Origin of the sequence: Phocaeicola dorei, assembly GCF_013009555.1 — a bacterium.
GTDB lineage: Bacteria > Bacteroidota > Bacteroidia > Bacteroidales > Bacteroidaceae > Phocaeicola > Phocaeicola dorei.
Map to the genome: position 1 here is coordinate 792,587 of NZ_CP046176.1, position 15,543 is coordinate 808,129.

The following is a 15,543-nucleotide window of genomic DNA, read 5'->3' on the forward strand; positions in this document are numbered from 1 at the left end:
AAAGGTACTCTCTTTCTCATAAATAACCAATGAAAATTTAAATTTGAACTGAAATTTGTTGTTGTTTAAGATGATATATCATTGGATTATAGATATATTTGCGGTTATTAAAATGATCAAAACAGGAGAATTATGAAAGAGAATTTTCAAATCCATATTTGGTTGGGCTTATTGTTATGTCTGTTAGGTATGTCATGTTCGGATGATACTCCGGCTAAAGGAAATGAACCGGGAAATGGCAACACGGAGTTGGAAGTCAATGAGTGGATAGAGAGTGTCATGCGCAGTGATTATTTGTGGAATAACGACATTCCTGCTCAAGATAAATTGGATTTCTCTGCTGATCCCCAAACATTTTTTAGCTCTATGCTCAGTTTGAAAGATGGAAAGACGAGAAACGGAAAGCATCTTTATTATTATTCTTATATGGAGAAGAATAAAGATTATAAAGCACGTACCAGCATTGATGCGGATGATACTTATGGTATGGAGTTTACTTTATTTAATGTTGTAAACGATAGTAATCAACCTTTAGGATATTATTATGCCCGTATCCTGTATGTTCTTCCTAATAGTCCGGCATCAAGTGCAGGTTTGGAAAGAGGGGATTGGATCGTGGGTGTTAAAGGGAAAAATAATATTAATTCCGATAATTATGGAATCTTATTAAATGGGGATAGGACTCAATGGCTCGTCAAACGTGGCGATACAGAGGTCAGAACTATTGATATAGAAGCTTCCCGGGCCGTGGAGGACAATCCCTTATTCTATCACAATGTATATACTCGGGGAGATAAAAAGATAGGGTATTTGGTTTATAATCATTTTACTCCCGGACCGAATGGGTATTCGGATCGTACCTATGATGAGGAAATGAAGAAGATATTTGCCGGATTTCAGGCACAAGGTGTGAACGAATTTGTGTTGGACTTGCGATATAATGGAGGTGGATATGAGAATTCTGCTAATATGCTTGCAGGACTCCTCATACCAGAAGCTTCTCGAAAAAAAGTATTTGCTGTTTTCTCTGACAATAAAGGACAATCCTATTCTAATGATTTTTGTGTGGAGACGAAAGGAACGGCAGGTTACTTGAAACTTAATTCCAATCGAATTTATATATTGACAAGCCAAAGTACGGCTTCTTCTTCGGAAGTCGTTATTAACAGCCTCAACCCATTTATGGATGTTATCCTTATTGGCGAATTGACAGAAGGAAAAAATGTAGGAATGGAGATGCAGAAAAATGATAAATATGAATGGATGTATTGGCCTATTACATTGAGAGTGACTAATGCGGTGAATTATGACTACAGTGCCGGTTTTAAACCGGATATAGAATGGAACGAGTATGATTTGACTCAAAATCCGACGGACGCTTTATTACCATTGGGTGATCCGGATGAATTCATGCTGGGTAAAGCCATCTCCTTGATTACAGGAGTAAAACGATCAGCCAGAGGCATGAATACGTTATCTAAATCGATTATGAGGGGGGAATCTGTGTATCAATCGACAGAACGTCATGCCACTGGAGGAATGTTGATGGTTCCTGAAGGGAAGGACAACTAAAGGATATATTTAACTTCTTTGAAGGTATATTTTCTAAGAGAACCGTTTTTATCTTTCAGAATCAAATGTCCGTCGGGTTCCACACGGATCAGTTTGGCAGTAAACTCTCCTTTTGCATCGCAATAGGGGTGATAACCTTCCTTGCGATATTGTGCTTTCAGGTAGTATTCCTGAATTTTGGTGATGATATCAGTTTCTCTGTTTTCTATCCGGGAATAGAGGTTTATGATATGTTCCAATACGCTGTTTAAAACTTCCATTCTGTCTGTTTCCTTTTGAGTAATTTGTCTTAATGAAACAGGGTTGGGGGCGGATGAATGAAATTCTTCCTGGTTAATATTGATTCCTATTCCAACAATGCTTTGTGAAATTTGGCTTCCTGTTAAATCATTTTCAATCAATATGCCGACTATTTTTTTGTCTTTCCAATAGATATCATTGGGCCATTTTATTTGCAGGCAATCTGCATGGACGTAATGGGCCAATGCGGTACGAATGGCAGAAGCTACCGCCATAGATAAAATGAACTGACTGGCGGGGGCGATTGTTTGGGGATAAAATACAGTGCTGAATGTCAGATTCTTGCCATATTCTGATTCCCATGAATTCCCACGCTGCCCTTTTCCGGCGGTTTGATATTCTGCCATAAGCGTGGTGAATTCCTTGATTTCTTTTTCCTGACAAAGTTCTGCAAGTCGGTCGTTTGTAGAGGTTACAGTTTCTTCTTTTAAGATTTTGCTTAACCAGTTAGGGGATTTCATCATATTCTTTTTTAAGTTTACGGGTGAATTTTTTGATAACCTCTTCGTATGAGTGGTCTATCAGTAATAAAATCAGTTTGTCGTCAATGTCACCTTGTAATGATACTTGGTTCCAATATTTCTTATTGAAGTGATAGGCTCCTTCAATGCCGGAATGATGTTCTCTTAATTCCAAGGCATATTCGGGTTTACATTTTAAAGATAGCCATTCCGGGTTGTCCAATCCGATGCAGGCATACATTTTCCCCATGACTTTGAATACTAAGGTGACATTATCAAAAGGAAATTCTTCTGTTGTTCCTTTCTTTCTGATACAGTAATCGCGTATTGTTTCTATGTCCATATATAATGTATATATTTCTACCAAATCGGAGGATAAAAGGCTTCTTCAATATGCTCTATAGTGAAAGGAGCCTTTTCGCCCACTAAGGTGATGATATCAAAACGTACAGGTAAATCTACTGAGAACTTGCGCAAGTATGCATCAGTTGAAGCTATGATTCTGCGAATTTTCTTATCTGTTACTGCATCTTCCGGATTACCGAATCTAGTATTCTTGCGGGTCTTTACCTCTATAACAATTAGTTCGTTTCGATATTCGGCGACAATATCCAGTTCTTTTTTCCCGCAATGCCAATTCCGGTGGCGGATGGAATATCCTTTATCTATGAGATATGCAGCGGCCTCTTCTTCTCCCTCCTTGCCAAATTCGTTGTGTTCTGCCATTCTGTTTCTTTTTGCACAAAAATACTCTTTTTTATGCTTTGTATTTACAGAAGTAAAGCTAATTTTGCAGAGAATATGGCAAACAACGTAAAAAAGAGGGTAAAAGTACCGGCATCAACCCCTAAACGCAAGCAGCGTATGGTATGTCTGATGAGTGAAGAGGAGGTACGGATTGTGGATTGTTATCTTAAAAAATATAAGATAACCAATAAGGCGCGTTGGTTACGCGAAACAGTATTGACTTTTATCCATCAGAAGATGGAAGAGGATTATCCTACGTTGTTTAATGAACATGATATGAGAAGATAAGATGGCAGATGATACCTATTATATGAAACAAGCCTTGATGGAGGCTGTAAAAGCAGCTGAACAGGGAGAAGTTCCGGTGGGGGCGGTGGTAGTCTGTCGTGACCGCATCATTGGCCGTGGCCATAATCTGACAGAAACATTGAATGATGTTACAGCTCATGCCGAAATGCAGGCTGTTACTGCTGCGGCTAATACATTGGGGGGAAAATACCTGAATGAATGTACTTTGTATGTCACAGTGGAACCGTGTGTGATGTGTGCCGGTGCTATAGCTTGGGCACAGACAGGAAAACTTGTCTTTGGTGCTGAAGATCCAAAGAGGGGATATCAAAAATATGCTCCCGATGCCTTGCACCCAAAGACGATCGTGGTGAAAGGAATACTTGCCGATGAATGTGCCCGATTGATGAAAGATTTCTTTAAGAAAAAACGATGATTCTTATTTCACCTCTTCATAATCTACATACTCTCCCTCATCCTCATCAAAGATTTTTTTTCTGTTTCCCGACGAATGAGAACGTCTATTTGAAGAAGAGGATTCTGCAAAATTCTCATTCTCGTCATTCGCTTGATTCTGAGTATATGTATTTTGTTTCTGGTGGGTGGAAGTTCGATTTTGATAGGGGGGACGTTTGCCGATCCCGAACAATACACGCAAAATGTTACCTAATATAGTGAAGCCGATAAAAACAATCAGCAGAAAAATAATAAGTAGAAAGCCTAAAAATCCAAACATAGTAATTTCTTTTTTTATATATCACGTACAACAAGCGTGCCACGTTTATTGTTTACGCTCTTTTTTTAGTTAAAAGAGATAGAATGATATACCACAGGATGATAGCTGCAAAACTGCTGATTTTAAAAAAAATCAACAGGGGGATGCATACAATGAGGAAAATATAGCTGACTTTGTTCTGTTTCCAGGCAAGACTCTTGAATTTTAATGAGAACATTGGGATTTCTGCCACCAGCAATAATGACATAATAACTACCAAAATGAAAAGATATGCCGCATTAAAAGAATCGGATATAAGGAAAGAATGTGCTCCTACAGTCAATGATCCCCAAAATAAAGCATTAGCCGGAGTGGGCATACCAATAAAACTACTGCTCTGACGTGGGTCTATATTGAACTTGCCTAAACGCAAAGCTGAAAATACGGAAATAAGGAATGCGGTATAAGGCATATAATCGGCAACAGGCAATAGAAAATCAGGATAGTGTACCTCTTTAAATAAGGAAAAGACAATGGCGGAAGGAGCGAATCCAAAAGTGATGTCATCGGCCAACGAGTCTAATTCTTTTCCTAAAGGACCTGATACTTTGAACAAACGTGCCAACATGCCATCAAAGAAATCAAATACAGCACCTAGTATAATAAAAGAGATGGCCAAGGTATAGTCTTCATTAAATGCCATGACACTGGCAATACAACCGGAGAATAGATTACAGCAAGTTACTGCGTTAGGAATGTGGCGTGTGATACAGTTTGCCATTGGTGATTTTTTTATTTTAGTTTAGCAATGACGGTTTCGTTACCTACAGTCGCTTGTCCCATCTTGACACAGACTTCGGTTCCTAGGGGAAGATAAACATCTACACGCGAACCGAATTTAATAAAACCCATGTGTTCATCAATGTAGCAATCTTCTCCTACTTCGGCATAGGTCACGATTCGACGGGCTATTGCTCCTGCTATTTGGCGCGCCATGACGGTATGTCCTTCGGGAGTTTCAATAACGACCATAGAACGTTCATTTTCCGTACTGGCCTTAGGCAGCCATGCTTTCATAAATTTACCGTTATGATGGTCTACATGTTTCACTACTCCGTCTACGGGATACCAATTGGCATGTACATTGACAATGCTCATAAAAATAGAAATCATTAACCGGCGGTCATGAAAATATTCATGTTCGTCTACTTCTTCTATAACTACTATCCTTCCGTCTGCCGGGGCTACTACGATTTTTTCGGTGTCGTGCTCGAATAATCGAATGGGACAACGGAAAAAGTTAACCATTAACAGGTAAACAACGATACTTGCGGCGGCAAATATATAGAATGGAATTTTGCACTCAATTCCCCAAAACAACAGGGCATTGATACCAATTAATAGGCTGGCACTGACAATTAAGATGCTTGTTCCTTCTCTATGTAGTCTTATTTTCTTTAATTTCTTCAGTCGGTTCATGATTGTATAAAACCAATTATCGTGCAAAAATAAACTTATTTTGAAAACCCTGCAAATAAAAGTTGTTAGAAATGCCTATTTCGACTTCATTTAAGATAAAAAAAGCGAATGTTGATAACTTCTTCTTTATCTTTTTGCAGGTTTTATGAAAGCGGAGTATCTTTAGACAATTTTTTAGGAGAGTAACGATTATGCAGGATTTTGTCCATTTACATGTCCATACCCAGTATTCCATCCTTGATGGCCAGGCGTCTATTCCACGTTTGGTAGACAAGGCTATGGCTGATGGAATGAAAGGTATAGCCGTAACAGACCATGGTGATATGTTCGGTATCAAGGAATTCTTCAATTATGTGAATAAGAAGAATAGCAGTACTAACGGTGAGATAAAGGATTTGAAGAAAAGAATAGCCGGACTGGAAAAAGGTACGGTGGAATGTGATAATCCCGAGGCGGAACTTGTGGCGTGCAAGGAGAAGTTGGAGGCGGCAAAGAGGAAATTGTTTAAACCGATTTTCGGTTGTGAGATGTATGTGGCACGCCGTCGTTTATTTAACAAAGAAGGAAAACCCGATCAAAGTGGTTATCACTTGGTAGTGCTTGCTAAAAATGAAAAAGGATACCACAACCTCATAAAATTAGTGTCAAAGGCATGGACGGAAGGGTTCTATATGCGTCCGCGTACTGATCGTGTGGAATTGGAAAAATACCATGAAGGGCTGATTGTTTGTACAGCGTGTATTGCCGGAGAAGTGCCTAGAAATATAATAGCTGGAAAATATGAAGAGGCAGAGGAGGCTATCCAATGGTATAAACGTGTATTCGGAGATGATTTCTATTTGGAATTGCAACGTCATAAAGCGACGGTTCCTCGTGCGAATCATGAAGCTTATAAATTGCAGCAAATTGCTAACGAAAAGTTGATAGAGTATTCTAGAAAATTCAATGTCAAGCTGGTTTGTACTAATGACGTTCACTTTGTAGATGAAGAGAATGCTGAAGCACACGACAGGCTGATCTGTCTGAGTACGGGTAAGGATTTGGATGATCCTAACCGTATGCTCTATTCAAAGCAAGAGTGGATGAAGACACGTGCCGAGATGAATGAAGTTTTCGCTGATGTCCCCGAGGCTCTTTCAAATACGGTGGATATTTGTGATCAGGTGGAATTTTATAGTATAGATCATGCACCGATTATGCCTACTTTTGCTATTCCTGAAGATTTTGGGACAGAAGAGGGGTATCGGAAGAAATATACAGAAAAGGACTTGTTTGATGAGTTCACTCAAGATGAAAACGGTAACGTGGTAATGAGTGAGGAGGCCGCCAAAGCCAAAATAGAGAAACTGGGTGGTTATGACAAACTCTATCGTATTAAACTGGAAGCTGATTATCTGAAGAAATTAGCGTTGGAAGGTGCGCACAAGCGTTATGGAGAAGTCTTGAATGAGGAAGTGCAGGAACGGATCAAATTCGAACTTCATATTATGAAGACGATGGGTTTTCCGGGTTACTTCTTGATTGTGCAGGATTTTATTCGTGCCGCGCGTGAAGAATTGGACGTGTCTGTAGGGCCGGGACGTGGATCGGCGGCAGGTTCTGCCGTAGCATATTGTTTGGGTATCACTAAAATAGACCCTATTGCATACGATTTGCTGTTCGAACGTTTCCTGAATCCCGACCGTATTTCTTTGCCTGATATTGATGTGGATTTTGATGATGATGGTCGTGGACGAGTACTGAATTGGGTAACTGAAAAATATGGTCAGGAAAAGGTGGCGCATATCATTACATATGGTACGATGGCAACCAAGCTAGCGATCAAGGATGTAGCCCGTGTACAGAAATTACCTTTATCGGAGTCTGACCGTTTGTGTAAGCTGGTTCCGGATAAGATTCCTGATAAAAAAATGAATTTGACTAATGCCATAGCTTATGTTCCTGAACTACAGGCAGCGGAAGTCTCACCTGATCCTATTTTGCGTGATACGATAAAGTATGCAAAGATGTTGGAGGGGAATGTCCGTAATACAGGTGTGCATGCGTGCGGTACTATTATATGTCGAGATGATATAACGGACTGGGTGCCTGTAAGTACGGCAGATGATAAGGAAACCGGTGAAAAAATGCTGGTGACTCAGTATGAAGGTTCAGTTATTGAAGATACTGGATTGATCAAGATGGACTTTTTGGGTCTGAAGACTCTTTCTATTATCAAAGAGGCGATTGAAAATATTAAGCATAGTAAGGGGATTATCTTGGACATTGACGAGGTTGACATTTCGGATCCTCCTACTTATGCTCTTTATAGTGAAGGACGGACGATTGGTACATTCCAGTTCGAATCTGCCGGTATGCAGAAATATTTGCGGGAATTGGAACCTAGTACTTTTGAGGATTTGATTGCGATGAATGCTCTTTATCGTCCGGGGCCTATGGATTATATTCCGGACTTTATCGACCGTAAGCATGGCCGTAAGCCTATTGAGTATGATATTCCTATTATGGAGAAATATTTGAAAGATACATATGGTATTACGGTATATCAGGAGCAGGTCATGCTTTTATCACGTTTGTTGGCGGATTTCACTCGTGGCGAATCCGATGCCTTGCGTAAAGCAATGGGTAAAAAACTAAGAGATAAACTAGACCATATGAAGCCTAAGTTTATTGAAGGCGGACGAAAGAACGGTCATGATCCCAAAGTACTTGAGAAGATTTGGACGGACTGGGAAAAGTTTGCTTCTTATGCATTCAATAAATCTCATGCTACTTGTTATTCATGGGTGGCTTATCAGACTGCTTTTCTGAAAGCAAACTATCCCGCGGAATATATGGCAGCTACGATGAGCCGGAATATTTCGAATATCACGGAAATTACTAAATTGATGGATGAGAGTAAGGCGACTGGCATCATGACCAAGGGACCCGATGTGAATGAAAGTTATCTGAAGTTTTCTGTGAACCGTAAAGGGGATATCCGTTTTGGGCTGGGAGCCATTAAGGGAGTGGGGGAAAGTGCTGTGCAGTCTATCCTTGAAGAACGTGAGAGAAATGGAGAATATAAAGATATTTTCGATTTTGTACAGCGTGTAAATCTTTCGGCTTGTAATCGTAAGAATATAGAAAACTTGGCTTTGGCAGGTGCTTTTGATAGTTTCACGGGAATAAAGCGTGAAGACTTCTTTGTAAAGAACGCTAAGGATGAAACCTTTACCGAAGTTTTGGTACGTTATGGAAATAAGTATCAGATGGATAAAGCCGCAGCTGCAAATTCTTTGTTTGGAGGTGAGAATCAAGTGGATATTGCTACTCCCGAAATCATTCCGTCTCCTGCATGGGGGGATTTGGAACGTTTGAATAAAGAACGTGATTTGGTAGGTATCTATCTTTCTGCCCATCCGTTGGATGAGTATGCTGTTATATTAGAGAATGTATGTAATGTCCACATGGCGGAACTTGCCGATTTAACCCCTTTGCAGAACAGAGACTTAACCATGGGGGGGATTGTGAGTGCAGTGCGTGAGGGATATACCAAGACGGGAAAACCATACGGTATTGCTAAAGTGGAAGATTATTCGGGCTCAGCGGAATTTGCTTTCTTCGGTAATGAATGGGTAGAGAAGAAGAACTTTTTTATGACTGGTATGTTTTTATTTATGCGAGGGAAATGTCAGCCAAAACAATGGCGGCAGGAAGAATGGGAGGTGAAGATAAGTACTATTGAATTATTACCAGAAGTAAAGGAAAAGATTATTGAGAAACTTACAGTTTCAGCTCCTTTGTCTGCATTGGATGAAGAGCTGATAACGGAGTTTTCAGCCTTAATCAAGGCAAATCCCGGTAATGCAGAGCTTTATTTTCATGTAATGGATGAGGATGGACAAATGTATGTCAATCTGATGTCACGTACTATGAAGATTTCGGTTCAAAAAGAGATCATGACTTATTTAAAGAGCCAACCACAGCTCTCTTACAAAATTAATTAGTATATTTGCGCTAACATTTTAAATAACTAAGTATAATAATTATGGCACTAGAAATTAAAGATAGCAATTTTGAAGAATTGCTGGCATCGGGCAAGCCTGTAGTAGTGGACTTTTGGGCAACATGGTGTGGTCCTTGTAAAAAAATAGCTCCAGATGTTGAAGCTTTGGCAGAAGAATATAAGGATCAGGTAATAATTGGAAAGTGCGACGTGGATGATAACGACGAACTGACCGGTAAATTTGGTGTACGTAACATTCCTACCGTTCTTTTTATCAAGGATGGTGAAGTGAAAGATAAGACTGTAGGTGCAGTGACCAAGGCCCAGCTGGAAGAAAAAATTAAAGCTTTACTGTAATAAAAAGAATATTCACCCTTTAATATATACGACTATGGGAATGGAAGACGATTTCTTATTGGAAGATGAGGATGATCAAAAAACGATAGAGTTTATCAAAAATTATCTGCCTCAGGATTTGAAAGATAAATTCACGGAGGATGATTTGTATTATATCCTTGATGTGATTGTGGATTACTATACCTCCAGCGGATGCCTTGATGTACAACCTGATGAAGAGGGATACATTAATATTGATCAAGATGAAATTGTGAATTACATAGTCAAGGAAGCCAAGAAAGACGGAATGGGGCCTTATGACCCCAATGATGTATTCTTTGTAGTCCAGGGGGAAATGGAATATGGGAATTCATTGGGACAGGTAGATTAAGAAGATAGTCTCATAATAAAATAAAAGATGCGTATCTCCAGCTAGGGATACGCATTTTTTATATTTGAAAACAAGGTAATATCTACTATTAGCTCTCTTATTTCTTTTGTAAAAGAAAATAATAGAGTACCTTTGTAAAAACGCTCATGCTCATTTTAACTATAAAAACATTGCTTAATGGCTAAAAAGAAAAATTCCCAATTCCTACCTGGTTTTTTGGAGGATATCATGTCTTTATTGACTCCGGAAGAACAAGAAATTGCATTTGAATTGTTTAATGATGGAGCCAATCAGGTAGATGAAGAACTGTCTCATATTTATTATCATCATCAGTGTCCCGATTATAGATTGATTGCACAGCCAGTCGCATCTTATTTGATGCCTTTGTGGACGATGGATGATATGAGTAGTCTGTCACCGGCTGAAATCTACTCTTCTTGTGCTGTTATTCCACAAGAAACATTGGAACGAGATCTCCGTAATTTTATTTTTAACATCTTTGTCGTATATCGGAAAATGCCCGAAAAATGTTATTCATATAGAATGTGGTATGCATTAGGAATGATGGAGCATTTTCGTATGGAACGTTGTTTGGATATTGTTTTGGAAGTATTGCGGCAAGACTTGGATTTCTATGATTTTTATTTCGGTTATTTGTATGAAACAATGTTGTCTGCTATAACCTATCAATTGGGACAGAATCAATTAGATGTTTTGATGGACTTTATGAAAGAGCCTGGATTGCTTCCTATGTCTAAATATAGAGTGATTGAAGCGGTTGCTCATATTGTGATAACTCATCCTGCCAGAAGAGAGGAAGTGATGGATTGGTTTGGTAATTTGTTGGGTTATTATTTTGATATACTGAAAGATCAGAAGAATGATATTTGTTCCACTTTGCTGCTTGATCATGTTACAGCTTGCATGATGGATATTCGAGGGGTAGAAACTTTACCTATTTTGCAAAAGATTTATCGGACTTATCATATTAAACCTTATGGCATTCCAAGTATTAATGAACTAAAGAAAAAAATGCCTTATGCGGAAATGCATGGGTTGGAAATGGAGCGGGTAGAAGATTATTTAGCTGAAGTTTTTGAGGCTGCTACTGATGAGGACGAGGATGAGGAAATTTACGATGATCCGCTTTACATAGAAGATCAGCCTGCTAAAAAACTTAGAATAAAAATAGAGTTGAAAGATTCTGAACCGTTAGTATGGCGCATATTGGAGGTCCCTTCGAATATTTGCTTGGAAAGATTTTCTGAGGTGGTAGAAGTGGCAATGGGATGGGATGGTTATCATTTGCATCGTTTTATTAAGGGGGACACTTATTATCTTCCTCCCAAAGATCGGACAGGTGATTGTTTTTTTGAAGGTGCACTCAAACAGTTTGATTCCGGTATGCTTTCTTTAGGTGAATTATTAAGTCGCAAGGGATCAAAGATTAAGTATGAATATGATTTCGGGGATAGTTGGATACATGAAATTATATTAGAATCCTGTCAGTCTTATAAGAAAGAGGAAATTCCGGTTATTGCCTTGTTGGATGGTGAAAATGCTTGTCCGCCGGAAGATTGTAATGGCATATGGGGGTATAGGGAAATGCTGAAAGCTTTAGAAAAACCTCGCTCCAAAGCTGCGCGTGAATATAAAGAATGGTTGGGGTATAATTTTGATCCTACAGAATTTGATCTTGATGAAACTAGAGGGCTGTTGGCTGAAATTATAGATTGATTTGGAATTTGGTTATAACAGGGCGGGTGAAAATCCCGCTCTTTCCTGAAAAAAGTGTTTTATGTCTGGTGGATAGGGAAATTTAATATTCACAGATTTTGTTTACTATGTGTTTATACGATGCCTTGTACATTCAAAAAGAAATAGATTCCTGTAGCTATCATTAATAGCCCTAATATAGCATAGAGAAGTCGTGCACGCTGGCGCCCTGCATTACTGACAATGAACTGTGTGTTGTGTGCGGTAAAGAACCACTCCCAATTAAATAAGGCTGCCAGAACAGACAGTAGTCCTACCAATACGAATATGGCTTGGATCAGATAATGCATTCCCATAATTTAATGAATTTGGCTGTAGGGCAGATTATGTTCGTCCCTACAGTGGATATTTTCTTTTATTCAGCTTCAAAGCGCATGATGCGGCTTCCATCTTCAGATTCTTCAATCTCGACTTTTACAGCATTGCCAGGCAAGAGTTCTTCTACCAGTTCCGGCCATTCGATGAAGCAGAGGGCACCGCTATAGAAATAATCCTCATATCCCATGTCGTATACTTCGTCCAGTTTCTTGATACGATAGAAATCAAAATGGTAAATAAGTTCGCCGGTTTCATCCGAACGGTATTCATTGACAATGGCAAAAGTTGGTGAGTTAATGACATCTGTTACCCCCAGCTCTTCGCATACAGCTTTGATAAATGTTGTTTTACCGGCCCCCATCTTTCCGTAGAAAGCAAAAACGGTATTGTCACCCATGGCTGCGATGAATTGTTTGGCAGCTTCGTGGATAGAGTTTAAAGAATTGATTTTAATTTCCATATTCATTGGTTTGATTGAGTTTCTTTTGTTTGTAAAGGTACATGCTTTTCCCCATTTTACAAAAAGTATAGATGAGGATTGAAAAAAAGATTATCGCTGCACCCGAAGGAACTTGTAATTTATAAGAAATGAACAGTCCACCTAAACAACCTGCATAACCAATGATGACAGACCACCAAATAATTTTCTTGAAACTATGGGTAAACAAATTAGCGGTCATTTGTGGTAAGGTCAGCAGAGAAATGGCAAGTACTATACCTACCATGCGGAGACATGATACGATGGTCAGTGCAATGAACATCATTAGAATATATTCAAATAAAGCTACCGGTATACGTTGAGAACATGCGAATTCCCGGTCGAAAGCGATGCAAATGATAGGATTTAGAAATAAAGTGAAAAATAGTATCAACAGTATGGAAAGAATGGCAAGTAACAAAATATCTGTGGGCGTAATGGTCAGAATGTTACCGAACAGAAAGGCGGATAAATCGGGAGTGAATCCTGGAGCTAAAAAGCTAAATATAATACCTACTGCCATACCAAAAGTCCAAAACACAGCGATAGCAGAGTCTTCGCGCATATCTTTCCGTTTGCTTAACCATTCTACCCCAAAGGAAGAGAGTACGGAGAAGATTGCAGCAGATAATAGAGGAGAGATGTCTGCGTATAATCCTAGACCGATACCTCCAAAAGAGGCATGGGTAATTCCTCCACTGATAAATACCAAACGGCGCGTCACAATGTATGTGCCGATAATGCCACAGGCAATGCTGGCAAACAAGCTTCCTAGCAAGGCATGTTGGAAGAAAGTATAATGCAAAAGTTCTAATATATCCATACTGTATTCTTTTTTCAGTGGTTTTTATTCAAATGGAGGCTTTGTTTGATGTAGGGCGGATTATTTGAATCTTCGTTCACCTACAATCAGGAAAAGTTCGTCTTTCAACTCGTCTGGCAGTTCTACTCCACGTAATTGCAGGCTACGGCTCCATCCGGCTACCTCATCTTCTTTACAAGTGTACATGATTTCTCGAAATTCTTCCACTTCTTCTTCATTATAACCATTTGAGGGACGGCCGCGAAAGCGGTCCAGTTCTTCATCATCATAATATTCTATTTTTTTGCTGACAGCGGCAAGCAGGCTTTCTTTTTCACAAATTTCATGTTGTCCACAACATTCAGCGTCTGCTTCCACTATTTCGGGAGCGGTCTTCAATTCTCCGCTTTCTATCTTTTTTTGTATCTGGCGGTTGTGTAAAACTCCCACTGCCATGGCGATACCTGCCAAAATAATCAGACCAATAATAAGTATGAGCATAACTTTATATCTCCTCTATTATAAAACCAGCTTTCTTTAAATCTTCCCAATAGTAAGGATAGGATTTTGAAACGACCTGTGGGTTGTTAATCCGGATTTCGGGCATCACTACACAAACCGGAGCGAACGCCATAGCCATACGGTGGTCCTCATAAGTGTCAATGGCGGCATCAGCGGTCATTTCACATCGTTCACCTTCCCAAGACAGAATACGATCGTCTATTTCATGAAGTATATATCCTAGCTTTCCCATTTCTTTTATCAAGGCTGTTATACGGTCTGTTTCTTTAATCTTCAAACTTTGTAAGCCTGAGAAGCGGAAGGGAATATTCATTAACGCACAAGTGACAACAAATGTTTGTGCCAAATCTGGTTGGTTGATGAAATCATAATCCAGACGTTCGGCTATTTTATCGGTCTTTTTCAATGTTACCATTTTATTTCCATAAATACTTTCGATTCCTAGTAACTGGAAAATTTCAGCCACTTTACTGTCCCCTTGATAGCTTGTTTCGAATAATCCCGGTAAAATGATTTCCGCTTTGTTGGAAAGAGCGGCTATCTGATACCAATATGAAGCTGCGCTCCAATCACTTTCCACGTAGAAAGGTATGGATTGGTAGGGTTGTGGCTCAACTTTTAGTTGATATTCATTGAGCCATTTGGCTTTGGCTCCAAAGTCATTCATCAACTGTAGGGTAAGATTGATATAAGGGCGGGATATAATTTCTCCTGTCAGTGTAAGGGCCAGCCCGTTACTTAGTATAGGGGCAATCATCAATAGGGCTGAGATATATTGAGAACTGATATTGCCCGGCAGGCTGATGGTATCTTTCTGCAGTTTGTGTCCGGTGATACGCAGAGGAGGATATCCGTCATTGATTATGTATTCTATTTCTGCTCCTAACTCACGTAAAGCATTGACCAACACCTGGATGGGACGTTGTTGCATACGTTGTGTACCAGTGATGATCCGTGTTCCCGGAGTGACGGACAAATAAGCGGTAAGAAAGCGCATGGCTGTTCCGGCTGCCATAATGTCTATGGTATTTTTGCCGTCATTTAAGGCGTGAATCATTACTTGGGTATCATCGCAGTCAGATAGGTTCTCAAGTTGGAATGTTCTATTTCCCAGTGCGTTGATAATCAATGCACGGTTGCTGATACTCTTGGAAGAGGGGAGCTGGATCGTTGTATATATTTGAGCGGGTGCCGTTACTTTTATTTGCATCATACTTTATATAATATAATAATGTGTATCGGATTGCAAAGGTAGGAATATTATCTTAATACTTGAAGGTTGCTACTTAAAAAAGGAAGCCGAGAGTATAAAAAAGCCGAGAACATGGAAAGGTGGCTGTTTTGTTCCCGGCTTGGACATATAGTGAAAG

18 protein-coding genes are annotated in these 15,543 nt (G+C 39.5%); 7 read left to right on the top strand and 11 right to left on the bottom strand.

Annotated features, from left to right (window positions below; all coding sequences use genetic code 11):
• The first annotated feature begins 132 nt into the window (after positions 1-132).
• A complete protein-coding gene (locus GKD17_RS02975) occupies positions 133-1,572 on the top strand; it encodes a S41 family peptidase (RefSeq protein ID WP_007856199.1) in 1,440 nt (479 codons plus the stop codon).
• Here the strand turns inward: GKD17_RS02975 and GKD17_RS02980 are convergent.
• The 3 genes from GKD17_RS02980 to GKD17_RS02990 are packed head-to-tail and all read right to left on the bottom strand — an operon-like array spanning position 1,569 to position 3,059.
• Positions 1,569-2,336 carry a biotin--[acetyl-CoA-carboxylase] ligase gene (locus GKD17_RS02980; protein ID WP_007836357.1) on the bottom strand — a complete coding sequence of 256 codons (768 nt, stop codon included), beginning with the start codon at positions 2,334-2,336 and terminating at the stop codon, positions 1,569-1,571. The genes GKD17_RS02975 and GKD17_RS02980 overlap by 4 nt on opposite strands.
• Entirely contained in the window at positions 2,320-2,676 is a 357-nt protein-coding gene (locus GKD17_RS02985) for an MmcQ/YjbR family DNA-binding protein (RefSeq protein ID WP_007836355.1), read from the bottom strand. Before GKD17_RS02985 ends, GKD17_RS02980 begins: the two co-directional genes overlap by 17 nt.
• Positions 2,677-2,693: 17 nt before the next feature.
• Positions 2,694-3,059, bottom strand: coding sequence for a YraN family protein (locus GKD17_RS02990; RefSeq protein ID WP_007840652.1), 366 nt, complete (start codon positions 3,057-3,059; stop codon positions 2,694-2,696).
• A gap of 75 nt (positions 3,060-3,134) precedes the next feature.
• On the opposite strand from GKD17_RS02990, the gene GKD17_RS02995 reads away from it, so the two are divergent.
• Both GKD17_RS02995 and GKD17_RS03000 read left to right on the top strand, forming a co-directional pair.
• A complete protein-coding gene (locus GKD17_RS02995) occupies positions 3,135-3,368 on the top strand; it encodes a hypothetical protein (RefSeq protein WP_008674910.1) in 234 nt (77 codons plus the stop codon).
• Position 3,369: 1 nt separating this feature from the next.
• Positions 3,370-3,804, top strand: coding sequence for a nucleoside deaminase (locus GKD17_RS03000; protein ID WP_005839880.1), 435 nt, complete (start codon positions 3,370-3,372; stop codon positions 3,802-3,804).
• Between the two features lie 3 nt (positions 3,805-3,807).
• Here GKD17_RS03000 and GKD17_RS03005 read toward each other — a convergent pair whose 3' ends face one another.
• Genes GKD17_RS03005 through GKD17_RS03015 form a run of 3 tightly spaced genes read right to left on the bottom strand, consistent with a single transcriptional unit; the run spans position 3,808 to position 5,562 of the window.
• Complete coding sequence (locus GKD17_RS03005) at positions 3,808-4,104, bottom strand: DUF4834 family protein (protein ID WP_007839287.1); 297 nt, start codon at positions 4,102-4,104, stop codon at positions 3,808-3,810.
• Positions 4,105-4,156: 52 nt separating this feature from the next.
• Positions 4,157-4,864 (bottom strand): CDP-alcohol phosphatidyltransferase family protein, encoded by a 708-nt coding sequence (locus GKD17_RS03010; RefSeq protein WP_007840653.1) that lies wholly within the window; start codon positions 4,862-4,864, stop codon positions 4,157-4,159.
• Between the two features lie 11 nt (positions 4,865-4,875).
• Entirely contained in the window at positions 4,876-5,562 is a 687-nt protein-coding gene (locus GKD17_RS03015) for a phosphatidylserine decarboxylase family protein (protein WP_007836349.1), read from the bottom strand.
• 191 nt (positions 5,563-5,753) lie between these two features.
• Between GKD17_RS03015 and dnaE the strand changes: the two genes are divergently transcribed.
• The 4 genes from dnaE to GKD17_RS03035 all read left to right on the top strand — a co-directional run bounded on the left by dnaE (position 5,754) and on the right by GKD17_RS03035 (position 12,014).
• Positions 5,754-9,551 (top strand): DNA polymerase III subunit alpha, encoded by a 3,798-nt coding sequence (gene dnaE, locus GKD17_RS03020; protein ID WP_007836348.1) that lies wholly within the window; start codon positions 5,754-5,756, stop codon positions 9,549-9,551.
• Positions 9,552-9,592: 41 nt separating this feature from the next.
• Positions 9,593-9,907: a thioredoxin gene (gene trxA, locus GKD17_RS03025; protein WP_005839896.1), complete on the top strand. Its 315-nt coding sequence runs from the start codon at positions 9,593-9,595 to the stop codon at positions 9,905-9,907.
• A 34-nt stretch (positions 9,908-9,941) separates the two neighbouring features.
• Positions 9,942-10,277 carry a hypothetical protein gene (locus GKD17_RS03030; RefSeq protein WP_007836345.1) on the top strand — a complete coding sequence of 112 codons (336 nt, stop codon included), beginning with the start codon at positions 9,942-9,944 and terminating at the stop codon, positions 10,275-10,277.
• 177 nt (positions 10,278-10,454) lie between these two features.
• The gene (locus GKD17_RS03035) at positions 10,455-12,014 is read left to right on the top strand and encodes a plasmid pRiA4b ORF-3 family protein (RefSeq protein WP_007836344.1); all 1,560 of its coding nucleotides are present in this window, start codon (positions 10,455-10,457) and stop codon (positions 12,012-12,014) included.
• Positions 12,015-12,127: 113 nt separating this feature from the next.
• On the opposite strand, the gene GKD17_RS03040 is transcribed toward GKD17_RS03035, so the two are convergent.
• From GKD17_RS03040 to GKD17_RS03060, 5 genes are read right to left on the bottom strand one after another with little or no spacing between them, the layout of a single operon-like run.
• The gene (locus tag GKD17_RS03040) at positions 12,128-12,349 is read right to left on the bottom strand and encodes an immunity 17 family protein (RefSeq protein ID WP_007836342.1); all 222 of its coding nucleotides are present in this window, start codon (positions 12,347-12,349) and stop codon (positions 12,128-12,130) included.
• Positions 12,350-12,408: 59 nt separating this feature from the next.
• On the bottom strand, positions 12,409-12,837 hold the full coding sequence (gene tsaE / locus GKD17_RS03045) for a tRNA (adenosine(37)-N6)-threonylcarbamoyltransferase complex ATPase subunit type 1 TsaE (protein ID WP_007836341.1): 429 nt from the start codon (positions 12,835-12,837) through the stop codon (positions 12,409-12,411).
• The gene (locus GKD17_RS03050; protein ID WP_007836340.1) at positions 12,821-13,672 is read right to left on the bottom strand and encodes a metal ABC transporter permease; all 852 of its coding nucleotides are present in this window, start codon (positions 13,670-13,672) and stop codon (positions 12,821-12,823) included. Before GKD17_RS03050 ends, tsaE begins: the two co-directional genes overlap by 17 nt.
• 60 nt (positions 13,673-13,732) lie before the next feature.
• The gene (locus GKD17_RS03055; RefSeq protein WP_007836339.1) at positions 13,733-14,152 is read right to left on the bottom strand and encodes a hypothetical protein; all 420 of its coding nucleotides are present in this window, start codon (positions 14,150-14,152) and stop codon (positions 13,733-13,735) included.
• Between the two features lie 4 nt (positions 14,153-14,156).
• On the bottom strand, positions 14,157-15,386 hold the full coding sequence (locus tag GKD17_RS03060) for a 3-phosphoshikimate 1-carboxyvinyltransferase (protein ID WP_007836338.1): 1,230 nt from the start codon (positions 15,384-15,386) through the stop codon (positions 14,157-14,159).
• Positions 15,387-15,543 lie beyond the last annotated feature (157 nt).